22 protein-coding genes (1 of these 22 running past the window's edge) are annotated in these 21657 nt (G+C 59.0%); 10 read left to right on the forward strand and 12 right to left on the reverse strand.

Annotated features, from left to right (window positions below):
- On the reverse strand, window positions 1–1159 hold the 5' portion of the coding sequence (gene tyrS, locus J4D25_RS22570) for a tyrosine--tRNA ligase (RefSeq protein ID WP_057713095.1). The gene continues 41 nt to the left of window position 1, outside the view; only the first 1159 of its 1200 coding nucleotides appear in the window; it begins with the start codon at window positions 1157–1159; its stop codon lies beyond the left edge, outside the window.
- Between the two features lie 211 nt (window positions 1160–1370).
- On the opposite strand from tyrS, the gene J4D25_RS22575 reads away from it, so the two are divergent.
- Window positions 1371–2795: a peptidoglycan DD-metalloendopeptidase family protein gene (locus J4D25_RS22575; RefSeq protein ID WP_057713094.1), complete on the forward strand. Its 1425-nt coding sequence runs from the start codon at window positions 1371–1373 to the stop codon at window positions 2793–2795.
- 3 nt (window positions 2796–2798) lie between these two features.
- A complete protein-coding gene (locus tag J4D25_RS22580) occupies window positions 2799–3890 on the forward strand; it encodes an anhydro-N-acetylmuramic acid kinase (protein WP_057713093.1) in 1092 nt (363 codons plus the stop codon).
- A gap of 68 nt (window positions 3891–3958) precedes the next feature.
- Here the strand turns inward: J4D25_RS22580 and erpA are convergent, their stop codons facing one another.
- Together erpA and argC are read right to left on the reverse strand one after the other, a co-directional pair.
- Window positions 3959–4309 carry an iron-sulfur cluster insertion protein ErpA gene (gene erpA, locus J4D25_RS22585; protein ID WP_007906865.1) on the reverse strand — a complete coding sequence of 117 codons (351 nt, stop codon included), beginning with the start codon at window positions 4307–4309 and terminating at the stop codon, window positions 3959–3961.
- A 166-nt stretch (window positions 4310–4475) separates the two neighbouring features.
- Window positions 4476–5510 carry an N-acetyl-gamma-glutamyl-phosphate reductase gene (argC, locus tag J4D25_RS22590; protein WP_007980174.1) on the reverse strand — a complete coding sequence of 345 codons (1035 nt, stop codon included), beginning with the start codon at window positions 5508–5510 and terminating at the stop codon, window positions 4476–4478.
- A gap of 135 nt (window positions 5511–5645) precedes the next feature.
- On the opposite strand from argC, the gene hemJ reads away from it, so the two are divergent.
- The 6 genes from hemJ to coq7 all read left to right on the forward strand — a co-directional run bounded on the left by hemJ (window position 5646) and on the right by coq7 (window position 10262).
- Window positions 5646–6074 (forward strand): protoporphyrinogen oxidase HemJ, encoded by a 429-nt coding sequence (gene hemJ / locus J4D25_RS22595; RefSeq protein ID WP_046039521.1) that lies wholly within the window; start codon window positions 5646–5648, stop codon window positions 6072–6074.
- Between the two features lie 33 nt (window positions 6075–6107).
- Entirely contained in the window at window positions 6108–7076 is a 969-nt protein-coding gene (locus tag J4D25_RS22600; RefSeq protein ID WP_057713092.1) for a nitronate monooxygenase family protein, read from the forward strand.
- A gap of 93 nt (window positions 7077–7169) precedes the next feature.
- Window positions 7170–8135, forward strand: coding sequence for a DUF805 domain-containing protein (locus tag J4D25_RS22605; protein ID WP_057713091.1), 966 nt, complete (start codon window positions 7170–7172; stop codon window positions 8133–8135).
- 61 nt (window positions 8136–8196) lie between these two features.
- Window positions 8197–8985: an SDR family oxidoreductase gene (locus tag J4D25_RS22610; protein ID WP_032829767.1), complete on the forward strand. Its 789-nt coding sequence runs from the start codon at window positions 8197–8199 to the stop codon at window positions 8983–8985.
- Window positions 8986–9065: 80 nt separating this feature from the next.
- Window positions 9066–9404, forward strand: coding sequence for a histidine triad nucleotide-binding protein (locus J4D25_RS22615; RefSeq protein WP_057713090.1), 339 nt, complete (start codon window positions 9066–9068; stop codon window positions 9402–9404).
- Between the two features lie 210 nt (window positions 9405–9614).
- Complete coding sequence (gene coq7 / locus J4D25_RS22620) at window positions 9615–10262, forward strand: 2-polyprenyl-3-methyl-6-methoxy-1,4-benzoquinone monooxygenase (RefSeq protein ID WP_008051652.1); 648 nt, start codon at window positions 9615–9617, stop codon at window positions 10260–10262.
- Between the two features lie 178 nt (window positions 10263–10440).
- Here coq7 and speD read toward each other — a convergent pair whose 3' ends face one another.
- Both speD and J4D25_RS22630 read right to left on the reverse strand, forming a co-directional pair.
- A complete protein-coding gene (speD, locus tag J4D25_RS22625) occupies window positions 10441–11232 on the reverse strand; it encodes an adenosylmethionine decarboxylase (RefSeq protein ID WP_057713089.1) in 792 nt (263 codons plus the stop codon).
- A gap of 239 nt (window positions 11233–11471) precedes the next feature.
- The gene (locus J4D25_RS22630) at window positions 11472–11894 is read right to left on the reverse strand and encodes an OsmC family protein (protein ID WP_008061600.1); all 423 of its coding nucleotides are present in this window, start codon (window positions 11892–11894) and stop codon (window positions 11472–11474) included.
- 247 nt (window positions 11895–12141) lie between these two features.
- On the opposite strand from J4D25_RS22630, the gene crp reads away from it, so the two are divergent.
- Window positions 12142–12786 carry a cAMP-activated global transcriptional regulator CRP gene (crp, locus tag J4D25_RS22635; protein WP_057713088.1) on the forward strand — a complete coding sequence of 215 codons (645 nt, stop codon included), beginning with the start codon at window positions 12142–12144 and terminating at the stop codon, window positions 12784–12786.
- 10 nt (window positions 12787–12796) lie between these two features.
- Here crp and J4D25_RS22640 read toward each other — a convergent pair whose 3' ends face one another.
- The 4 genes from J4D25_RS22640 to J4D25_RS22655 form a co-directional block, all read right to left on the reverse strand.
- Window positions 12797–13498 (reverse strand): lipoate--protein ligase family protein, encoded by a 702-nt coding sequence (locus J4D25_RS22640; RefSeq protein ID WP_057713087.1) that lies wholly within the window; start codon window positions 13496–13498, stop codon window positions 12797–12799.
- Between the two features lie 143 nt (window positions 13499–13641).
- Complete coding sequence (gene trpC / locus J4D25_RS22645) at window positions 13642–14478, reverse strand: indole-3-glycerol phosphate synthase TrpC (RefSeq protein ID WP_057713086.1); 837 nt, start codon at window positions 14476–14478, stop codon at window positions 13642–13644.
- Window positions 14475–15524 (reverse strand): anthranilate phosphoribosyltransferase, encoded by a 1050-nt coding sequence (gene trpD / locus J4D25_RS22650; protein WP_057713085.1) that lies wholly within the window; start codon window positions 15522–15524, stop codon window positions 14475–14477. Before trpD ends, trpC begins: the two co-directional genes overlap by 4 nt.
- Before the next feature lie 9 nt (window positions 15525–15533).
- On the reverse strand, window positions 15534–16127 hold the full coding sequence (locus J4D25_RS22655; protein ID WP_007906885.1) for an aminodeoxychorismate/anthranilate synthase component II: 594 nt from the start codon (window positions 16125–16127) through the stop codon (window positions 15534–15536).
- 408 nt (window positions 16128–16535) lie between these two features.
- Here J4D25_RS22655 and estP point away from each other — a divergent pair, with 408 nt between their 5' ends.
- Complete coding sequence (gene estP / locus J4D25_RS22660; protein ID WP_057713084.1) at window positions 16536–18446, forward strand: esterase EstP; 1911 nt, start codon at window positions 16536–16538, stop codon at window positions 18444–18446.
- Between the two features lie 164 nt (window positions 18447–18610).
- Here the strand turns inward: estP and trpE are convergent, their stop codons facing one another.
- From trpE to rpe, 3 genes are all read right to left on the reverse strand, one after another.
- On the reverse strand, window positions 18611–20092 hold the full coding sequence (trpE, locus tag J4D25_RS22665) for an anthranilate synthase component I (protein WP_057713083.1): 1482 nt from the start codon (window positions 20090–20092) through the stop codon (window positions 18611–18613).
- 69 nt (window positions 20093–20161) lie between these two features.
- Window positions 20162–20980, reverse strand: coding sequence for a phosphoglycolate phosphatase (locus J4D25_RS22670; RefSeq protein ID WP_057713082.1), 819 nt, complete (start codon window positions 20978–20980; stop codon window positions 20162–20164).
- Entirely contained in the window at window positions 20977–21651 is a 675-nt protein-coding gene (gene rpe, locus J4D25_RS22675; RefSeq protein WP_007980198.1) for a ribulose-phosphate 3-epimerase, read from the reverse strand. Before rpe ends, J4D25_RS22670 begins: the two co-directional genes overlap by 4 nt.
- Window positions 21652–21657 lie beyond the last annotated feature (6 nt).

Here is a 21657-nt window from a genome sequence, read left to right on the forward strand (position 1 = left end):
CGGCCTGGCAAACATGGGTCGCGCCCAGTGCGTATATAAAGGCGCGATCGACAACCTCACCATCTATACGTACACCACCGGAACCCAGGAGATCTCGCGCCACCGCCGAGTTCTTAACCAACCCCGCTTTATTAAGGACAGCAGCGATCGGCATGTCTTCGGCAGCAGTCAATTCGATTTCCGGCAGATCATCCGGCAACTCGCCATCCTTCATACGGTTACCGGCGGCACGATGAGCATTGGCCGCAGCCTCCTCACCATGGAAGCGCGCAACGATCTCCTCAGCCAACTTGATCTTGATATCGCGCGGATTGGCACCCGCCTCGACATCAGCGCGGAACGCATTGATCTCATCCATGGAGCGGAAGCTGAGCAACTCGAAGTAACGCCACATCAGCGCATCCGGAATGGAAACCAGCTTGCCATACATCACACCTGGCGCCTCCTGGATGCCGACGTAGTTACCCAAGGACTTGGACATCTTCTTCACACCATCCAGACCTTCAAGCAGCGGCATGGTCAAAATGCACTGGGCTTCCTGACCATAACCACGCTGCAGCTCACGCCCCATCAGCAAGTTGAACTTCTGATCGGTGCCGCCGAGCTCCACGTCTGCGCGCAGAGCTACAGAGTCATAACCCTGAACCAGCGGATAAAGGAACTCATGAATGGCGATTGGCTGATTGGTTGTGTAGCGCTTGTCGAAGTCATCGCGCTCGAGCATACGAGCCACGGTGTATTGCGAAGTCAGGCGAATGAAGTCGGCCGGCCCCATCTGATCCATCCAGGTGGAGTTGAATGCCACTTCGGTTTTTGCCGGATCCAGAATCTTGAAGACCTGAGTCTTGTAGGTCTCGGCATTCTCGAGGACTTGCTCGCGAGTGAGCGGTGGACGCGTGGCACTCTTGCCGCTCGGGTCGCCGATCATTCCGGTGAAGTCACCAATCAGGAAGATCACCTGATGCCCCAGCTCCTGGAACTGGCGCAGCTTATTAATAAGCACGGTGTGACCCAAGTGCAGATCCGGAGCCGTTGGATCGAAGCCCGCCTTAATACGTAGCGGCTGGCCACGCTTGAGCTTTTCAATCAGCTCGGACTCGACCAACAGTTCTTCCGCACCACGTTTGATCAGCGCTAGCTGCTCTTCAACCGACTTCATAACAGACCCGCAAGGCTCAGATTCAAAGGGAACCAACCATACAAGATCGCGCGTCAAATACAAGGTTTGCCCGGCGCACGGACGCCAATCCGCAGACAGAGTGCCTACGGACTTGCTTCAGAGATGATTTGGTTATATTTTATACAGTTATTTCATCTTCATCATGTCATTCATCTTTTCCAATTCATCTTTTTCAAAGTCAAAACCACTTATGACCACAGAATCGTCTAAAGCGCCGCCGCTTTACCCGAAGACCCACTTGCTTGCTGCAAGTGGCATCGCCGCCCTTCTCAGTCTGGCGCTCCTGGTATTCCCTTCCAGCGATGTCGAAGCCAAAAAGACAACCCTGAGTCTTGAACTGGAAAGCCCTGCTGAACAACTGACACAAGAACAAGACGCTGCTGACGCCGTTCAAGCCACAAATGAACCAGCAACCTCCCCCTTCGCGCAGATCGACAACAGCGCCGAAGACACCCAGGAAACCGCTCAAGCCGAACCTGCACCGGTGCCGGTCGTCGAAGAAAAGAAGACGGCAAGCCACAGGGAAGTGATCGTCACCAAGGGTGACACCCTCTCTACGCTGTTCGAGAAAGTCGGCCTCCCGGCCACCTCGGTGCACGACGTGCTGGCCAGCGACAAGCAGGCCAAGCAGTTCAGCCAGCTCAAGCACGGGCAAAAACTCGAATTCGAACTGAGTCCTGACGGTCAGTTGACCAACCTGCACAGCAAGCTCAACGACCTCGAAAGCATCAGCCTGACCAAGAACGACAAGGGCTATACCTTCAACCGCATTACCGCAAAACCAACCGTGCGCTCGGCTTACGTTCATGGCGTGATCAACAGCTCGCTGTCGCAGTCCGCAGCCCGCGCCGGCCTGTCTCACAGCCTCACCATGGACATGGCCAGTGTGTTTGGCTACGACGTGGACTTCGCCCAGGATATTCGCCAGGGCGACGAGTTCGACGTGATCTACGAGCAAAAAGTGGTCAACGGCAAGGCCGTCGGCACTGGCCCGATCCTGTCGGCGCGCTTCACCAACCGCGGCAAGACCTACACCGCCGTGCGTTACACCAACAAACAAGGCAACAGCAGTTACTACACCGCTGACGGCAACAGCATGCGCAAGGCGTTCATCCGCACACCGGTGGACTTCGCCCGCATCAGCTCGAAATTTTCCATGGGCCGCAAACACCCGATCCTGAACAAGATCCGCGCCCACAAAGGCGTCGACTACGCAGCACCGCGTGGCACGCCGATCAAGGCTGCCGGTGATGGCAAGGTGTTGCTGGCCGGCCGCCGTGGTGGCTACGGCAATACCGTGATCCTCCAGCACGGCAACACCTACACCACGCTCTACGGCCACATGCAAGGCTTCGCCAAAGGCGTGAAGACAGGCGGCACGGTGAAACAGGGCCAGGTGATTGGCTATATCGGCACCACCGGTCTCTCCACCGGTCCGCACCTGCATTACGAGTTCCAGGTGAATGGCGTGCACGTCGACCCGCTGGGCCAGAAAGTCGCGATGGCCGATCCGATCTCCAAAGCCGAGCGCGCACGCTTCCTGGCACAGAGCCAACCGCTGATGGCGCGCATGGACCAGGAAAAAGCCACTCAGCTGGCTTCGGCCAAGCGTTAAGTCATGGCGCTTTATATAGGTGTGATGTCCGGGACCAGCCTTGATGGCCTGGACATCGCGCTGATCGAGCAGACCCCGGCGATCAGGCTGATCGCCACGCACTACATCCCCATGCCCGATTCCCTGCGTACAGAGCTGCTTGGCTTGTGCGCCAGCGGTCCGGACGAGATTGCCCGTTCCGCCATCGCCCAGCAAAACTGGGTAAAGCTCGCGGCACAGGGCATCAATACCCTCCTAGCTCAACAGCACCTCATCCCTGACGACATCCGCGCGATTGGCAGCCATGGCCAGACCATTCGCCATGAACCAGCGCGCGGTTTCACGGTGCAAATCGGCAACCCGGCGCTGCTGACCGAGCTGACGGGTATCACCGTGGTCAGCGACTTCCGCAGCCGCGACGTAGCCGCCGGCGGTCAAGGCGCTCCGCTGGTTCCAGCCTTTCATGAAGCCTTGTTCGAAGAGCGGGCCGGCAACCGTGCCGTACTGAACATCGGCGGTTTCAGCAACCTCAGCCTGATCGAGCCCGGCAAACCGGTGGCCGGTTTCGACTGCGGCCCAGGGAATGTGCTGCTGGATGCCTGGATTCATCAGCAGCGCGGCGACACCTATGACCGTGACGGCCAATGGGCCGCCAGCGGCAAGGTTGAACCCGATCTGTTGAAGGCCCTGCTCAGCGACCCCTTCTTCGTCACCCAAGGCCCAAAGAGTACCGGCCGGGAAGTCTTCAACCTGCCATGGTTGATGCAGCACCTGGCGCAGCTGCCGACCTTCGCTGCCGAAGACGTACAGGCAACGCTGCTTGAGCTGACCGCACTGACCATCATCGAATCGCTGCAAGGCGCCCAGAAAGAGACTCAAGAAGTGCTGGTCTGCGGCGGTGGCGCGCATAACGCCGCACTGATGAATCGCCTGGCCAGTCTGCTGCCGAAGGCGAAAGTCAGCAGCACATCAGCATATGGCGTCGATCCTGACTGGGTCGAAGCCATGGCGTTTGCCTGGCTCGCTCACTGCTGCCTCGAAGGCATCGCCGCCAATCGCCCAAGCGTTACCGGCGCCCGTGGATTACGGGTCCTCGGCGCCATCTACCCCGCATAAACCCTCCACACAGCAAAACGCCGCAAGGCCCTGAGGCCGTGCGGCGTTCTGTGAAACAGGTGCGCCGATCAGATCGAGAACGAAGAACCGCAGCCACAAGTGGTGGTCGCATTCGGGTTCTTGATGACGAAACGCGACCCTTCCAGACCTTCCTGGTAGTCCACCTCGGCACCTGCCAGGTACTGGAAGCTCATCGGATCGACAACCAGACTCACACCTTCGCGCTCGACGATGGTGTCGTCATCGGCCACTTCTTCATCGAAGGTGAAGCCGTACTGAAAACCTGAACAACCGCCGCCCGTAACGAATACGCGCAGCTTCAAGCGATCATTCCCCTCTTCATCGACCAGGCTCTTCACCTTGTGCGCGGCACCGTGGGTGAATTGCAAAGCCGTGGGGGTGAAGGATTCGACGCTCATGCTGACTATCTCCCGGCGTTACGCCGTCATATTGCGTGATGACGCGCATTATCCGCTTCTCCTAGAAAAGCGGTCAACTATTGTTATGGTATATCAACCAATCCAGTCGCCGGCCCGGAATGCAAAAAGGCCCGTCAGACGGGCCTTTTGCTGTACGCGATAACGCTTACGGCAGCATGCCGGCGTGGGACAGGCCCAGACGCTCATCCAGCCCGAACAGAATGTTCATGTTCTGCACGGCCTGACCCGAAGCACCTTTGACCAGGTTGTCGATCACCGACAGCACCACCACCAGATCACCGTCCTGAGGGCGATGCACGGCAATGCGGCAGACGTTGGCACCCCGTACGCTACGCGTCTCCGGATGGCTGCCGGCCGGCATCACATCGACGAACGGTTCGTTGGCGTAGCGCTTTTCAAACAGCGCCTGCAGGTCCACCGAGCGATCAACAACAGTTGCGTAGAGTGTGGAGTGAATGCCACGAATCATCGGCGTCAGGTGCGGAACGAAGGTCAGGCCGACGTCCTTGCCTGCTGCGCGACGCAGCCCCTGGCGAATCTCCGGCAAGTGACGGTGACCTTTGACCGCATAAGCCTTCATGCTTTCCGACGTCTCGGAGTACAACGAACCTACGGAAGCGCCACGACCGGCACCGCTGACGCCGGACTTGCAGTCAGCAATCAGATGCGCGGCATCGGCCAGGCCGGCTTCGAGCAATGGCAGGAAACCCAATTGCGTTGCAGTTGGATAGCAGCCCGGCACGGCAATCAGGCGCGCTTTCTTGATCTGTTCGCGATTGACTTCCGGCAAGCCGTAGACCGCCTCGTCCAGCAACTCCGGTGCACCGTGCGGCTGGCCGTACCACTTGGCCCATTCATCCGCATCTTGCAGACGGAAGTCCGCCGACAGGTCGATGACCTTGGTCCCGGCCGCCAGCAACTCGCCCGCCAAGGCATGGGCAACACCGTGCGGTGTGGCGAAGAACACCACATCGCAGGCACCCAGGGTCTTGATGTCCGGAACGCTGAACGCCAGGCCGTCGTAATGGCCTCGCAGGTTCGGATACATGTCGGCCACGGCCAGGCCAGCCTCGGATCGGGAAGTGATGACAACCACCTCAGCTTGCGGATGTTGCGCCAACAGACGCAGCAGTTCGACACCGGTGTAACCCGTGCCGCCGACGATACCGACCTTGACCATAAACCTGCCCTCAACGAACCCACTGGAAAGCCGTCGATAATAGGGGCCGCGCGCCCCTGCGACAACCGTCAAGGTGACGTGCGGACGCTCAACCCCCTACTATTCCCACTACCGTGAATTGGGGAATAACCAAAAATGCTCTATCTGTGGCTCAAAGCGTTTCATATCGTCAGCGTCGTATGCTGGTTTGCCGGCCTGTTTTACCTGCCACGACTGTTCGTTTATCACGCACAAAGTGAGGACACGATCAGCAAGGAACGCTTCAGCGTCATGGAGCGCAAGCTGTACCGGGGCATCATGGGCCCGGCGATGATCGCCACGCTGATCTTCGGCGGCTGGCTCATCTACCTCAATCCAGGCATCTTCAGCCAGGGTGGCTGGATACACGCCAAACTGACCCTGGTCGTGTTGCTGATCGGCTACCACCACATGTGCGGCGCCCAGGTAAAACGTTTTGCCCGTGGCGAGAACACCCGCAGCCATGTCTTTTATCGCTGGTTCAATGAAGTGCCGGTTCTGATATTGCTGGCTATCGTAATTCTGGTCGTCGTTCGGCCGTTCTAAATCCACCAGGCACAACTTACCGGGGTACTTCCAATGTCGCTGCCCGCTCTGCTCGAAGAACGTTTGCGTCTGCCCGTGATGGCGGCGCCGATGTTCCTGATTTCCAATCCGCAATTGGTACTCGCCTGTTGTCGCCAGGGCGTGGTCGGCAGCTTCCCGGCGCTGAACCAGCGCGAAAGCAGCGGTTTCAAGGCATGGCTGGAAGAAATCGAAGCCGGGCTGGCGACAATGGAGAATCCCGCGCCTTATGCCGTGAACCTGATCGTCCACAACAGCAATCCTCGTTTACAGGCGGATCTGCAGATCTGCGTCGAGCACAAAGTGCCGATCGTGATCACCAGCCTGGGCGCCGTGAAAGAACTGGTCGACGCGGTGCACAGCTACGGCGGCCTGGTGTTCCATGATGTGACCACTCGTCGTCATGCCGAGAAAGCGGCCGAAGCAGGCGTGGATGGCTTGATCGCCGTGGCTGCCGGCGCCGGTGGACACGCGGGGACCTGGAGCCCGTTCTCACTGATTGCCGAAATCCGCCAGTTTTTCGACAAGACCCTGTTACTGGCCGGCTGTTTGAACCACGGCCACGAAATTCTTGCAGCTCAATTGCTCGGCGCGGATCTGGCCTACTTTGGTACACGATTTATCGGCACGACCGAAAGTCACGCGCCCGACGCCTACAAAGAAATGCTGCTGACATCCAAAGCGGCAGACATCATCCATACTCCAGCCGTGTCGGGTGTCCCCGCGAGCTTCATGCGCCAGAGCCTGGAGGCCGCCGGTTTCGACATGGCCGCCTTGCAAGGCAAGGGCGAGATCAACTTCGGTTCCAAGCTCAAACCCGTGAGCGATGAGGCCAAAGCCTGGAAGACCGTTTGGTCTGCAGGCCAGGGCGTGGGAGAAATCGAAGACTTGCCGAGTGTCGAGCAGTTGATTGCGCGCCTCGACGCGGAGTACCGCCTGGCCCTGGAGCATGCCGCCCAGTTGCCAAAACGCTGGCCGCGCTGACAGCAAACCTTGGCCAGTCTTGCCCGGCTGGACTTACACTCGTCCGGGCACAACATTGTTCTTTCAACCTCTCGCGACAAGGATGCTTCGCACATGGGCGAAAATCATTTCAAAATCGTATTCGAGGGTGCCTTGCTGCCCGGTGTCGACATCACCACGGCAAAGCTCAATCTCGCCGATTTGTTCAAAAGCGATGTCACGGCCATTGAGCGCCTGTTCACCGGGCGTCCGGTAGCGCTCAAACGCAACCTGTCGCACTCCGATGCCCAGACCTATCTCCAGGCGCTGAGCAAAACCGGTATCGACGCCCGTATCGAAGCCGAAACGCCGATCGAGCTGAACCTCGCCGACGTTCATGACCATGCTCCGGCCGGCAGCCAGGCGCCTTTTGCAGATCCGCAGTCCCCTTACGCACCGCCGCGCGCGCCCGTCGGCGAAGCCGTAGCGGAATTCGCCACGCTCAAACCCTTCAGTTTCGATGGCCGTATCGGCCGCTTGCGCTACCTCGCCTGGACGCTGGTGCTGTCAACTGTGCTCCTGGCCCTGTGCGGGGTGTTTGCCTTGGTCGCCCTGGCTATCATCGGCGCGGATTCGACCGCCGGCCTGATATTGGGCAGCTTGCTGGCCTTTATCCTGTTCATCGGATTTGTATTCGTCAGCATCCAGATCACCGTTCAACGTTTGCACGATGTCGGCTGGTCCGGCTGGCTGTGGCTGCTGAACCTGGTGCCGTTCGTTGGCAGTTTCTTTCCGTTCGTGATCATGGTTGTGCCGGGCAACGACACCGCTAACCGCTACGGCCCGCCGCCTCCGCCGAACAGTACCGCAGTCAAGGTACTGTCTTCGCTGTGGCTGATCGTTATCGCGCTAGTTCTGTTCGGCTCGCTGGCCGGTGGCCTCACGGCGATACGGGAAGAATACAAAAGCGCCGCCCAGAGCAGCTACGACAGCAGTTCGGTCACCACCGATGAAATCGAAGTCGAGGTCGAACCGGTGCCAAATTCCTCCGACGATGCAGCCGAAGAGGCCCAGCCCCCTGTAGACTCTGCGAAAGAATGAACAGCGCTCCTGGCCCCTGACACCTGCGTCGCGGCGCGGAGCTGTTGCGATGGAGAACTGCATGACCCGTTACGCTCTGATCACTGGCGCCTCCAGCGGCATCGGCCTGGCAATGGCCGAAGCGCTGGCCCGGCGCGGCCGCAGCCTGATTCTGGTGGCCCGACAACGTGATCAGCTGGAAAGTATTGCGATTGAACTGACCCAACGGTTCGGCGTGGAAGTGCTGTTCCGTGCCTGCGACCTGGGCGAGCCGCTGCGCCTGTCCGGATTCCTGCTGGAGCTGGAAGAAGGCGACCGGCAAATCGATCTGCTGGTCAACTGCGCCGGTATCGGCACATGCGGCCCGTTTCTGGCCCAGGACTGGATGACCGAGCAAGACCTGATCGAAGTGAACATCCTCGCCCTCACCCGCCTGTGCCATGCCATCGGCAACAGCATGGCCCTGCAAGGCGGCGGGCAGATTCTGAATGTGGCCTCTGTGGCGGCGTTTCAGCCGGGGCCGTGGATGAGCACCTATTACGCCAGCAAGGCGTATGTGCTGCACTTTTCCGAAGGATTGCGCGTCGAACTGAAAAAATGTGCGATCAAGGTTTCGGTGCTCTGCCCCGGGCCGACCCGCACGGCGTTTTTCCGTACCGCACAACTCGACAGCGAAAAGCTGACCAACAGCAAACTGCTGATGAGCCCCGAGGAAGTGGCGCTCTACACCGTGCGCGCACTGGAAAAGAACAAGGCGATCATCATTCCCGGGCGGCGCAACCGCTGGTTCGCCTTCCTGCCGCGGCTTGGCTCGCGGTGGCTGACTCGCACAATCGCCGGCATGGTCAACAAGGCCTACTGCCCGCGCTGATCCAACCCAAGGTAAAAGGCTGGGCGCAGGCATACGCCATGAGTACACTCAGGCCAGCCCAAACAACGGAGAAAACAGCTGTGGATACTCTGTTCACCAAGATCATCAACCGGGAAATCCCGGCGAAGATCATTTACGAGGACGACCAGGTTCTGGCCTTCCACGACATTGCCCCACAGGCACCGGTACATTTCCTGGTGGTCCCGAAAAAACCCGTTCGCACCCTGAACGACCTGACCGAGGACGACAAGACATTGGCGGGGCACATCCTGTTCACCGCCCAGCGCCTGGCAAAGGAACTGGGTTGCGAAGACGGCTTCCGCGTCGTCATGAACTGCAATGAACTGGGTGGGCAAACTGTCTATCACATACATATGCACGTACTGGGTCAGCGCCAGATGCACTGGCCGCCGGGCTGATTACTGCTTCCCCCTGTGGGAGCGGGATTGCTCGCGAAGACGAAGTATCAGCCAGCATGGATGCTGAATGTCAGACCCTCTTCGCGAGCAAGCCCGCTCCCACAACAGGCATCACAACACTGTCACAGTCTCTGCATCACAATGACCCAGCGCAAACCTTCCCCGGCCGATTGGGTTAAACTGGCCGCCGAAATTCCCCCGGAGGTCAGCATGACAACCCAACGTCACTACTCGCCAATTGACCGCCTTCTGCTGCAAGCCGATGCCGCGATGCGCACACTGCTGCCCTTCAGCGGCCAGCCGTACCGTCCGTCGCCCGCCATCGTGCAGCCGGATGCGAAAATGAGCGACGAAGACACGCGCCACGTTGCCGGCCTGATGCGCATCAACCACACCGGCGAAGTCTGCGCCCAGGCGCTGTACCAGGGACAGGCGCTGACCGCCAAGCTGCCGCAAGTGCGCGCTGCGATGGAGCATGCCGCCGAAGAAGAAATCGATCACCTGGTCTGGTGCGAACAACGCATCCATCAACTGGGTAGCCACACCAGTATCCTCAACCCGCTGTTTTATGGCATGTCGTTCGGGATTGGCGCAGTGGCCGGCCTGATCAGCGACAAAGTCAGCCTGGGGTTCGTTGCGGCAACGGAAGACCAGGTGTGCAAACACCTGAACGAACATCTGGAGCAATTGCCGGCCGAGGATGAAAAATCCCGGGCGATTCTTGAGCAGATGCGCATCGATGAAGAACAGCATGCCGAAAGTGCGCTGGATGCTGGCGGGTTCCGCTTTCCGGCACCGGTCAAGTTCGGGATGAGCCTGATGGCCAAGGTGATGACCAAGAGTACTTATCGGATCTGATTTCAGATTTTTTGTAGGAGCGAGCTTGCTCGCGATAAACCTGAGGGCAACGCGTTTATCCAGAAAACACGCGTTATCGTTAACGTCCATCGCGAGCAAGCTCGCTCCTACAAGGGCCAGCACCAGAATAAAAAAGGCGACTGCCGTGAGGGAGTCGCCTTTTTTGTGTCCGAAAATCTTACGCCATATTGCGCGCGTAGAAGATTTCGAGCATTTCGTGTTTCACCCGCTCGGTCACCTGGGCGCGCTGCTCAGAGGACAGGTTGCTGGTGGCGTCGCCGAACAGGTAGTTATCCAGTTCGAAGTTCTTCAGCAGCATCTTGGTGTGGAACAGGTTTTCCTGGTACACGTTCACGTCGGTCATCTGGTACGCGTCGTAAGTGTCATCGGAGAGGTAGTTCTGGATCGAATTGATCTCGTGGTCGATGAAGTGTTTTTTGCCTTCAACGTCACGGGTGAAGCCGCGCACACGGTAATCCACGGTCACGATGTCCGAATCGAACTGGTGAATCAGGAAGTTGAGCGCTTTAAGCGGTGAAATGACCCCGCAAGTCGACACGTCGATGTCCACACGGAAGGTTGCAATGCCGTCGTCCGGATGGATTTCCGGGTACGTGTGCACCGTGATGTGGCTCTTGTCGAGGTGGGCCAGGATGATTTCGGGCAACGGGCCCGGGGACTCTTCGATCTGGCTATCGGTCGGGGTCACCGGTTCTTCAGAAATCAGAATCGTGACGCTGGCGCCCTGTGGCTCATAGTCCTGACTGGCAATGTTCAGGATGTTGGCACCAATGATATCGACAACTTCCGTGAGGATCTGCGTCAGGCGTTTCGCGTTGTACTCTTTATTGATGTACTCGACGTAAGCCTGCTGGTCTTGCGGAGTTTCCGCGTAGCAGATGTCATAGATGTTGAAGCTCAAGGTCTTTGTCAGGTTATTGAACCCGTGGAGCTTGAGTTTGCTTTTCACCGTTAAAAACTCTCTATGTGCTTGCGGCCCGGCCGCGTGATCAAGCATGCCCGTCAGTTGCGAACAACGCACCTGCGTAGGACGGTTAACACCTCTTCGCGATGGCGATTTTGGTTGTCTGTTCGGGTGCGAGGCCTGTCGGCTGACGGGCCACTACCCTGAAAAAAGTGGCGCATTATGCAGACGTCAGCTTGGGATCGCCAGAGTCTGCACTGCTTTTATGATAGTTGAATGTCGATTCAACCGAGCTCGATGATTTCGTAGTCGTGAGTAATCTCGACACCGGCCGCGCCGAGCATGATCGAGGCCGAGCAATACTTCTCGGCAGACAACTCGATGGCACGTTTGACCTGGGCTTCTTTCAGCCCGCGGCCCTTGACCACGAAATGCATGTGGATCTTGGTGAACACCTTTGGATCTTCGGTCGCGCGCTCGGCTTCGAGGAAGGCCTCACAGCTTTCGACCGCCTGGCGGGACTTCTTGAGGATGCTGACCACATCGAAATTGCTGCAACCGCCGACACCCAGCAGCAACATTTCCATCGGCCGGACACCCAGGTTACGTCCGCCGGCATCGGGCGGACCGTCCATGACCACGACATGACCGCTACCGGATTCGCCGAGGAACATGGCTTCGCCAGCCCATTGGATGCGTGCCTTCATCGCCAAGACTCCACTGTATAAAAAAGGGTCGCCAGCTTAGCACAGGCCCCGTGATTGACAGCGCCCGGCGTCCTAGGACATATCCCACCGCCTTGTAGGTAAATGCTCGAATATTGCAGGAAGTGTCTGTTAAGCTGACGCCAATTCGCTGGCGCATGGCCAGCTATGAAGCGACTAGAAAGATCGCAGACTTCGCCAGCTCCTACAAAAATCCAAACACTCCGTGCAGTCTTTTCGGGATACAACCATGGTTGCTATTGCCCCCAACCCCAAGATCAAGAACCTCGACAAGCTGTTGATGCATTGCCAGCGCCGCCGTTATCAGGCCAAGAGCAACATCATTTGTGCCGGCGACCGCTCGGAAACGCTGTTCTTCATCATCAAAGGCTCAGTCACCATCCTGATCGAAGATGACGACGGCCGGGAAATGATCATTTCCTACCTGAACCCCGGGGACTTTTTCGGCGAGTTGGGTCTGTTTGAGCAGGCCGGCCTGGAGCAGGAGCGCAGCGCCTGGGTGCGGGCCAAGGTTGAATGCGAAGTCGCAGAAATCAGCTACGCGAAGTTCCGCGAGTTGTCCCTGCAGGATCCGGATATTCTTTACGTCCTCAGCGGACAAATCGCACAGCGCCTGCGCAACACTACGCGCAAGGTCGGTGACCTGGCATTCTTTGATGTAACCGGTCGAGTCGCCCGCTGTCTGCTGGAGCTGTGCAAACAGCCAGACGCCATGACGCACCCCGACGGCATGCAAATCAAGGTGACCCGTCAGGAAATCGGGCGGATTGTCGGTTGTTCGCGGGAGATGGTCGGTCGCGTGCTCAAGGATCTTGAAGAACGCAACCTGGTGGACGTCAAAGGCAAGACCATGGTGGTCTTCGGTACGCGATAAGCTCGAAAACCTAGCCGCTGAACATCTGCGCCAACATCAACCGGTAGAGTTCGTCCAGACGTGCCAGTGCATTGCGTGCCGCGAACTTCTCATGCAGCGCGATGTGGCTTTCGGCGCGTACCCGTTGCTCCAGATCGCAGGCCTCGTTGAAACGATTGACCGCGGCGACCATTGACGCTCGCTCGTTATCGATCAGCATCGCTCCGTGCACCAGTCCTACCGGACGCTGCCCACCCTGACTCTGGCGCCAGCGCTGGGCGGTTCCGACCATTTTGCGCCCATCGAGGTTGACGTTGAAGCGACCGTCACAGAAAGCGCCTTCGATTTCACCCAGGGACGAAGTACCACCCAACTCATCCAGCAACTGACAAATCGGATCGCACAAACGGTGGTAACCGGTTTCGATGCGATTCAGATCCCCTTCGCTACGCGGCGGCGCGTAAACCAGTGCGATGTTGATGGTCGAGGCCGATTGCGGCACCGGCTCGCCACCGGTTTCACGCAACAACACCGGCCAACCTGCCGCCGCCGACACTTCACATGCAGCCTCGAAACCGGGCAGGCGGTTCAAACGGCGCGGCATGACCAGCGCCCGATCGCTCGGCTGCCAGAACAGCACGCCGAACTCCGCGTCACCGGCGCATACCGAGGCCAACAGATCCTGTTCGGCTTTCAGGCCAGCTTCGATGGTCAGGGAAATAGGTGAGGTCATAAGGTATTCCGTAGGACATAAAGTCTGTGGTGCTTCTTATGCCGCTATCGCGAGCAAGCTCGCTCCCACATTTGATCCCGGCAGCTCATAGATTTTGTGGCCACCATCAAACCCTGTGGGAGCGAGCTTGCTCGCGATGCTTTTTAGTCTAGGGTTGAGCCGCTGACGGGAATACCGCGCTCAGGGAAGAACAGACGCTGCAACTCGGTACCCGGACTTTCGGCGCGCATGAACGCTTCGCCGACTAGGAACGCGTAGACGTCACTGATTTCCATCAGTTCGACATCGGCGCGGTTGAGAATGCCGCTCTCGGTGATCACCAGACGATCACGCGGGATACGCGGCAACAGGTCGAGAGTGGTTTCCAGACTGACATCGAAGGTGTGCAGGTTACGGTTGTTCACGCCAACCAGCGGAGTATCGAGGGTTTTCAAGGCCCGCTCCAATTCGTCGCCGTCGTGGACTTCCACCAGCACATCGAGATTGACGCTTTTGGCCACGGCTGCCAGCTCGGCCATTTTCACGTCATCCAGCGCGGAAACGATCAAAAGCACGCAATCGGCCCCCAGGGCCCGGGCTTCGACGATCTGGTACGGATCGATCATGAAGTCCTTGCGGATCACCGGCAGGTTGCACGCGGCACGTGCCTGTTGCAGGTACGCATCGGCGCCCTGGAAGTAATCGATGTCGGTCAGCACGGAAAGACAGGTCGCCCCGCCCTTCTCGTAACTCTTGGCAATGTCAGCAGGAACGAAGTTCTCGCGAATCACGCCTTTGCTCGGTGAAGCCTTTTTGATTTCAGCAATCACCGCTGGCTGTTTCTTCTTGGCCTGCTCCAGCAACGCCTTGGCAAAACCGCGGGGTGCATCGGCCGCCTTGGCCAGGTTTTCCAGCTCGGCAAGGCTGACGCGAGCGCTACGCTCGGCGACTTCCTCAACCTTGCGCGCCAGAATCTTTTCCAGAACCGTCGGTACACTCATCCCTCATTCTCCACTTTGAATACCGCGGTAAATGCACCCAGTTCCTCAAGCTTTTCTCGAGCGAGGCCGGTGTGCAGCGCATCGTGCGCCAAGGCAACGCCTTCTTTCAGGCTGCTGGCAAGGTCGGCCGCATACAGTGCGGCACCGGCATTGAGCACGATCATCTCGGCCGCTTTCTGACCGTTCTCGGTCTTGCGCTTGCCCAGGGCATCGCGAATCAGTTCCAGGGAAGCCGCCGGGCTTTCCACGGCCAGACCATGCAGGCTCTGGCTCTTCATGCCCAGGTCTTCCGGTTCGACCCAATACTCGGTGACCTGGCCGTCCTTCAGTTCAGCGACAAAGGTCGGCGCGGCCAGGCTGAATTCGTCCAGGCCATCCTTCGAATGCACCACCAGCACATGCTTGCTGCCCAGGCGCTGCAACACTTCCGCCAGCGGCCGGCACAAGGCCTGGGTAAATACGCCGACCACCTGATGCTTCACACCGGCCGGATTCGTAAGCGGGCCGAGCATGTTGAACAAAGTACGCAGACCCAGATCCCGACGCGGGCCGGCGGCGTATTTCATCGCGCTGTGGTGAGTCTGGGCAAACATGAAACCAATACCAACATTGTCAATGCAGCGCGCCACCTGCACCGGCGTCAGGTTCAGATAGATACCGGCCGCCTCCAGCAGGTCGGCACTGCCGCTCTTGCCCGAGACTGCACGGTTGCCGTGTTTGGCGACCGTACAACCGGCCGCCGAAACCACGAAAGCGGAAGCGGTCGACACGTTGAAGATATTGGCGCCGTCACCGCCGGTGCCCACCACATCGACCACACCGTCGAGGGTCTTGAGTTCGACCTTGTCCGCCAGTTCGCGCATCACCGACACGGCACCGACGATTTCGTCGATGCTTTCGCTCTTCATGCGCATGGCCATCATGAACGCGCCAATCTGCGCATCCGAGCATTGCCCGGTCATGATCTCGCGCATGACATCGCGCATTTCATCGGTGCTGAGGTCGAGGTGATCGACGATACGGCTCAGGGCTGTCTTGATGTTCATGAAAAGTCCTTAGCGCGTGCCGCCGGTTTGTTTGAGGAAGTTGGCGAACAGTTCGTGGCCCTGTTCGGTGAGGATCGACTCAGGGTGGAACTGCACGCCTTCGATGTTCAGAGTCTTGTGACGCAGGCCCATGATCTCGTCGACCGAGCCGTCTTCGAGCTGGGTCCACGCGGTCAGCTCCAGGCAATCGGGCAGGGTTTCGCGCTTGACGATCAATGAATGATAGCGGGTCACCGTCAGCGGACGATTCAGGCCTTCGAATACACCCTTGTCCTCGTGAAATACCGGGCTAGTCTTACCATGCATCACTTGGCGGGCGCGCACCACATCACCGCCAAAAGCCTGGCCGATGGATTGGTGGCCGAGGCAGACGCCAAGAATCGGTAGCTTGCCGGCGAAATGCTTGATCGCTTCAATCGAGATGCCGGCTTCGGTCGGGGTGCAAGGACCGGGGGACACAACGATGCGTTCAGGGTTGAGGGCTTCGATTTCAGCGATGGTCAGTTCATCGTTGCGCACGACTTTAACCTGGGAGCCGAGCTCGCCCAGGTACTGCACAACGTTGTAGGTAAAGGAGTCGTAGTTATCGATCATCAGCAACATGGCGTTAAGAACCTCTTGAATTCACTGACTTTAAAGATGGCCTTCGAATGATTTACCCGCAGAGCGCTGCACTTTGTCAGGTGCCGGTGTAGCGCCAGCAAAGCGGCATTTCAAACAGGTAAAGAAGGCAAAGCGGTACAGGTCCGGCGAAGCCGGCAAAAGAATTCAGGCGCGCCAACGCCAGCGGGCGTGTGCCTTGATGACTTGATCCAGGAGTTTACTGATGATCAACACGGGGAAGGTCTCGTTCGTACGTCCCGGCACAGTAACTTAGCTGGGCAGAGCGCGCAATATCACCGGGGGTGCTGCCCGCGAAACTATCAAAGGCTTCGCGACAGATGGCAAAAGGCCGGAAGTTTTTGGTACTGTCGTTTCGTTCACTAAAACAATAAATAAACGGACTTGCTCATGATCAAACAGACGTTGTTTGTACCGCTCGCAGGATGCTTGCTCGCGATCGCATGCGCCCAGGCGAACGCCGCACCTAATCCTTATACAAATTTCGTTGTCTTCGGGGACAGCCTCAACGATGCAGGGACCTTTGCCGACACGGGCGGGCCTGCCGGGGCGACGCAGCGCTTCACCAACCGGACCGGGCCGGTGTACCTGGATGGCAGCGGCGAAGTCCGCTCGCTCAACTCCACACAGATTCTGGGCGGAAAACTGGGGTTCTCGGCGGACCAGACCGCTTCATCATCTTCGGCGGTACGCGCCAACAACGGCCAGCCCGATGGTAACAACTGGGCTGTAGGCGGCTACCGTACCGACCAGATTCTTGATTCGATTACCAGCACCTCCGCCACCGGCGAACGCACCCGGGCCGGCTATCTTCCATCCAATAACTTCCGTGCCGACCCGAACGCACTGTATTACCTGTCAGGTGGCGGTAACGACTTCTTGCAAGGACGCGTCACCAGCCTGCCACAGGCCAGTGCCGCCGCCGACCGCCTGGCCGACAGCGTGCAGACGCTGCAAACCGCCGGCGCCAGATACGTCATGGTCTGGTTGCTACCCGATATCGGCTTTACCCCCGCATTCAACGGCACCCCGCTGCAAGCGTTCACGTCCCAGCTCAGCGCCCAGTTCAACACTGAACTGGTAAGCCGACTGCAAAACATCAATGCAGAAGTCATCCCGCTGAACATTCCGGTATTGCTCAAAGAGACGTTCGCCAACCCGGCACAGTTTGGCCTGGCCACCGACCAGAACCTCATCACCACCTGCTTCAGCGGCAGCGGTTGCACCGAGAACGCCCGCTACGGCATCAACAGCGCCACGCCGGACCCGACCAAGCTGATCTACAACGACTCGGTGCACCCCACCGAAGCCGGGCAGCGCCTGATCGCCGATTACGCGTACTCCCTGCTGGCGGCGCCGTGGGAGCTGACCCTGTTGCCGGAAATGGCCCAGGGCACCGTGCGCGCGCATCAGGATGAATTGCGCAACCAGTGGCTGGCCGATTGGGAAAACTGGCAAGGTGTCGGCCAATGGCGAGCCATTGTTTCCGGCGGCGGACAGCATCAGGACTTTGACGGTCAGGACAGCGTGGCAAGCGCCGACGGCAACGGCGCCAACCTGAACATCGGTGGCAGCTATCGTCTCGACGATGCCTGGCGTGTTGGTCTGGTCGCCGGTTTCTATAACCAGGAACTCGAAGCCGGCAACAACGACTCCGACTACAAGCTCAACACTTACCTGGGCACGGCATTCGCCCAGTACCAGCAAAACCGTGTGTGGGCTGACGCGGCGTTGACGGCCGGGCATCTGGATTACGACAGCCTCAAGCGTAAATTCCAGCTGGGCGTCAACGAACGCGGCGAAAAAGGCGATACCAGCGGCTACGTCGAAGCCTTCAGCGCACGCGTGGGTTACGACATTGCGCAACAAGCCAGCAGCCCCTGGCACCTGTCGCCGTTTGTCAGCGCCGACTTCTCCAAGGTACAAGTCGATGGTTACTCGGAGGACGGCAACAATTCCACGGCACTGACCTTTGCCGATCAGGAGCGTATTTCCCGGCGCCTGGGCGCTGGCCTGCAGGGCAAATACCAGATCACCCCGCAAACCCAGGTGTTCGGCGAAGCGGCAATCGAGCGTGAGTACAACGACGACACCCAGGACGTGGACATCAACCTCAACAGCCTGCCGAACAACCAGTTCACGCTGGAAGGCTACACCCCGCAAAGTCACTTGCAACGTGTGAACCTGGGGGTGAGCCACAACCTCACCAAGGACCTGGCACTGCGCGCCAGCTATAACATTCGCAAGGACGACGACTTCACCCAACAAGGCATCAACGTAGGTGTTGCGCTGGACTTCTGATGTGCAGGCAATAAAAAACGCGGCGCCCTCACAGGCCCGCGTTTTTTTGGTGTCCGCAAATCCCCTGTAGGAGCTAGCTTGCTAGCGAAGGTGTGTCAGTCGACACTGTGTTGCTGACACTCCTTCGCTAGCAAGCTAGCTCCTACAGTAGGTTTTGCGTGGAGTCAGGTATTCGGGGTTTGTTCGGCCAGGGCAACGGCGCGGAACATCGCGCGGCGCTTGTTCAGGGTTTCTTCCCATTCCAGCGCCGGCACCGAGTCGGCGACGATGCCGCCACCGGCCTGTACATGCAGCTCGCCGTTCTTGATCACCGCCGTGCGGATCGCAATGGCGGTGTCCATGTTGCCGTTCCAGGCAAAGTAACCGACCGCACCACCGTAGACGCCACGCTTGACCGGCTCCAGTTCGTCGATGATTTCCATCGCGCGAATCTTCGGCGCACCGGACAAGGTGCCTGCCGGCAGAATCGCCCGCAGTGCATCCATCGCCGTCAGCCCGGACTTCAATTGCCCGGTGACGTTGGACACAATGTGCATCACGTTGGAATAACGCTCGATGACCATCTTCTCGGTGAGCTTCACCGAGCCGATTTCCGATACGCGACCGGTGTCGTTACGACCGAGGTCGATCAGCATCAAGTGTTCGGCGATTTCCTTGTCGTCCGACAGCAGGTCTTCTTCCAGCGCCAGGTCTGCCTCTTCATTGGCTCCCCGTGGACGGGTGCCGGCAATCGGGCGCACGGTGATCAGGTTGTCTTCGACCCGTACCAGTACTTCCGGCGAACTGCCGACGACGTGGAAGTCGCCGAAGTTGAAGAAGTACATGTAAGGCGTCGGGTTGAAGCAGCGTAGCGCGCGATACAGATCGATCGGCGCCGCCTTGAAATCGATCGACATGCGCTGGGACGGCACGACCTGCATGCAGTCGCCGGCCAGGATGTATTCCTTGATGGTGTCGACGGCTTTTTCGTAATCGTCCTGGGTGAAACTGGAGCGGAACACCGGGTCAGCCGATTGTTGCTTGCTGAAGTCCAGGCCACGGCGTGGGGTGATTGGTTGACGGAGTCTTTCCAGCAACTCTTCCAGGCGTGCCTGACCTTGCTCGAAGGCGTCATCCTGGGACGGGTCGGCCAGGACGATGGCGTGCATCTTGCCGGCCAGGTTGTCGAACACCACCACGGCGTCGGACACCATCAGCAGAATGTCCGGTACGCCCAGCGGGTCCGGGTTCGGGCACTTGCCCAAGCGCTTTTCCACATAACGCACGCAGTCATAGCCGAAGTAACCCACCAGGCCGCCGTTGAAACGCGGCAGGCCGGCAATGGTCGGCACGTTGTAGCGAGCCTTGAAGGTTTCGACGAAGGCCAGCGGGTCTTCCACATCGTGGCTTTCGGTCTCGACGCCATCGACGGTCACGCTGACGTGATGATCGTGAACCCGCAGCACGGTACGGCACGGCAGGCCGATGATCGAGTACCGGCCCCACTTCTCGCCGCCCTGTACGGACTCCAGCAAGTAGGAATTGGGCTCGTCGGCCAGCTTCAGGTAGATCGACAGCGGTGTGTCGAAGTCGGCCAGGGTTTCGCAGGCAAGCGGGATGCGGTTGTAGCCGGCAGCGGCCAAACGCAGGAATTCTTCGCGGATCATGAGGTGCCTCGTGGCTTGAGGATCGAACAGTCAGGTATGCAAACGCGCCGGAAACCGGCCAGGATCAAGTCAGGCGCGCCAACGCCAGCGGGCCAGGGCCTTGATGACTTTCATCCAGAGTTTGCGAGTGACCACCACGATGGCGTTTCCAGAAGGGGGTTTGACAGCGTCGGCCAACGTTATCTCAGCGGCCGGATCCAGGCAACCGGGAATTAGTTTGCGCAGGTCGTCGATCACCAGCGCCGGCGATTCTTCCGCGATCGGTCGGCCGTGGTTATAGCCGTAGCTCAGGGCTACGCACTTGACTCCCGCCGCTTTCGCCGCCAGCACATCGCTGCGCGAATCGCCAACGAACAACGACTGAGAAGCCGGAATATTGGCCATTTTCATCACGAAGAACAGCGCGGCCGGATCGGGTTTTTTCTGTGGCAGGGTGTCACCGCCGATGATCCAGCGGAAATAACGACCGATTTTCATCTGATCCAGCAGCGGCGCGACGAAACGCTCCGGCTTGTTGGTGATCAGCGCCATCTCGACGCCCTGCTTCTGCAGCCATTTGAGGGTGTCGCGAACGCCGGGGTAAACCACGGTCAACTCATGGCTCTCGCCATAAGCCTGCATGAAATACTCCAGCGCCCGTTCGGCCTCGTCGTTATCGACCGCAGCATGATCAAGACCGCCAGCCAGCGCCCGACGCACCAGCACCGGCGCGCCATTGCCGACCCATTCGCGCACTGCTTCCAGACCGGCGGATTGGCGACCGAGTTTGAGCAGCATCTTGTCCACAGCCACTGCCAGGTCCGGGACCGAGTCGATCAACGTACCGTCCAGATCGAACATCACCAGCCGCGGCAGTTGCCCCGGGAACAGCTGCTCAAAACCACTCATGGGCGAGCCAGCGCCAGTTCGGAACGCATCTTGTCGATGACTTCCTGATAGTTCGGCGCATTGAAGATGGCCGAGCCGGCGACGAAGGTATCAGCGCCAGCCGCAGCGATTTCGCGAATGTTGTTCACGTTCACGCCGCCGTCGATTTCCAGGCGAATGTCACGGCCCGAAGCATCGATCAGCGCCCGCGCTTCGCGCAATTTGTCGAGGGTGCCAGGGATGAACTTCTGCCCGCCGAAGCCCGGGTTGACGCTCATCAGCAGGATCATGTCGACCTTGTCCATCACGTACTTGAGCACGTCCAGCGGGGTTGCCGGGTTGAACACCAGGCCCGACTTGCAGCCGCCTTCGCGGATCAGTTGCAGGGAACGGTCGACGTGTTGGGTGGCTTCCGGGTGGAAGGTGATGTAAGTCGCGCCGGCTTCGATGAAGTCGCCCACGATGCGGTCCACCGGGCTGACCATCAGGTGCGCGTCGATCGGCGCGGTCACGCCGTACTTACGCAGTGCCGAGCAAACCATCGGGCCGATGGTCAGGTTTGGCACGTAGTGATTGTCCATGACATCGAAGTGCACGAAATCGGCGCCGGCGGCCAGGACGTTGTCCACTTCTTCACCCAGGCGGGCGAAGTCGGCGGAGAGAATCGACGGAGCAATTACGAAGGGCTGCATGACGCA

The organism is Pseudomonas sp. GW456-L13, assembly GCF_017350115.1.
Taxonomy (GTDB): domain Bacteria; phylum Pseudomonadota; class Gammaproteobacteria; order Pseudomonadales; family Pseudomonadaceae; genus Aquipseudomonas; species Aquipseudomonas jessenii.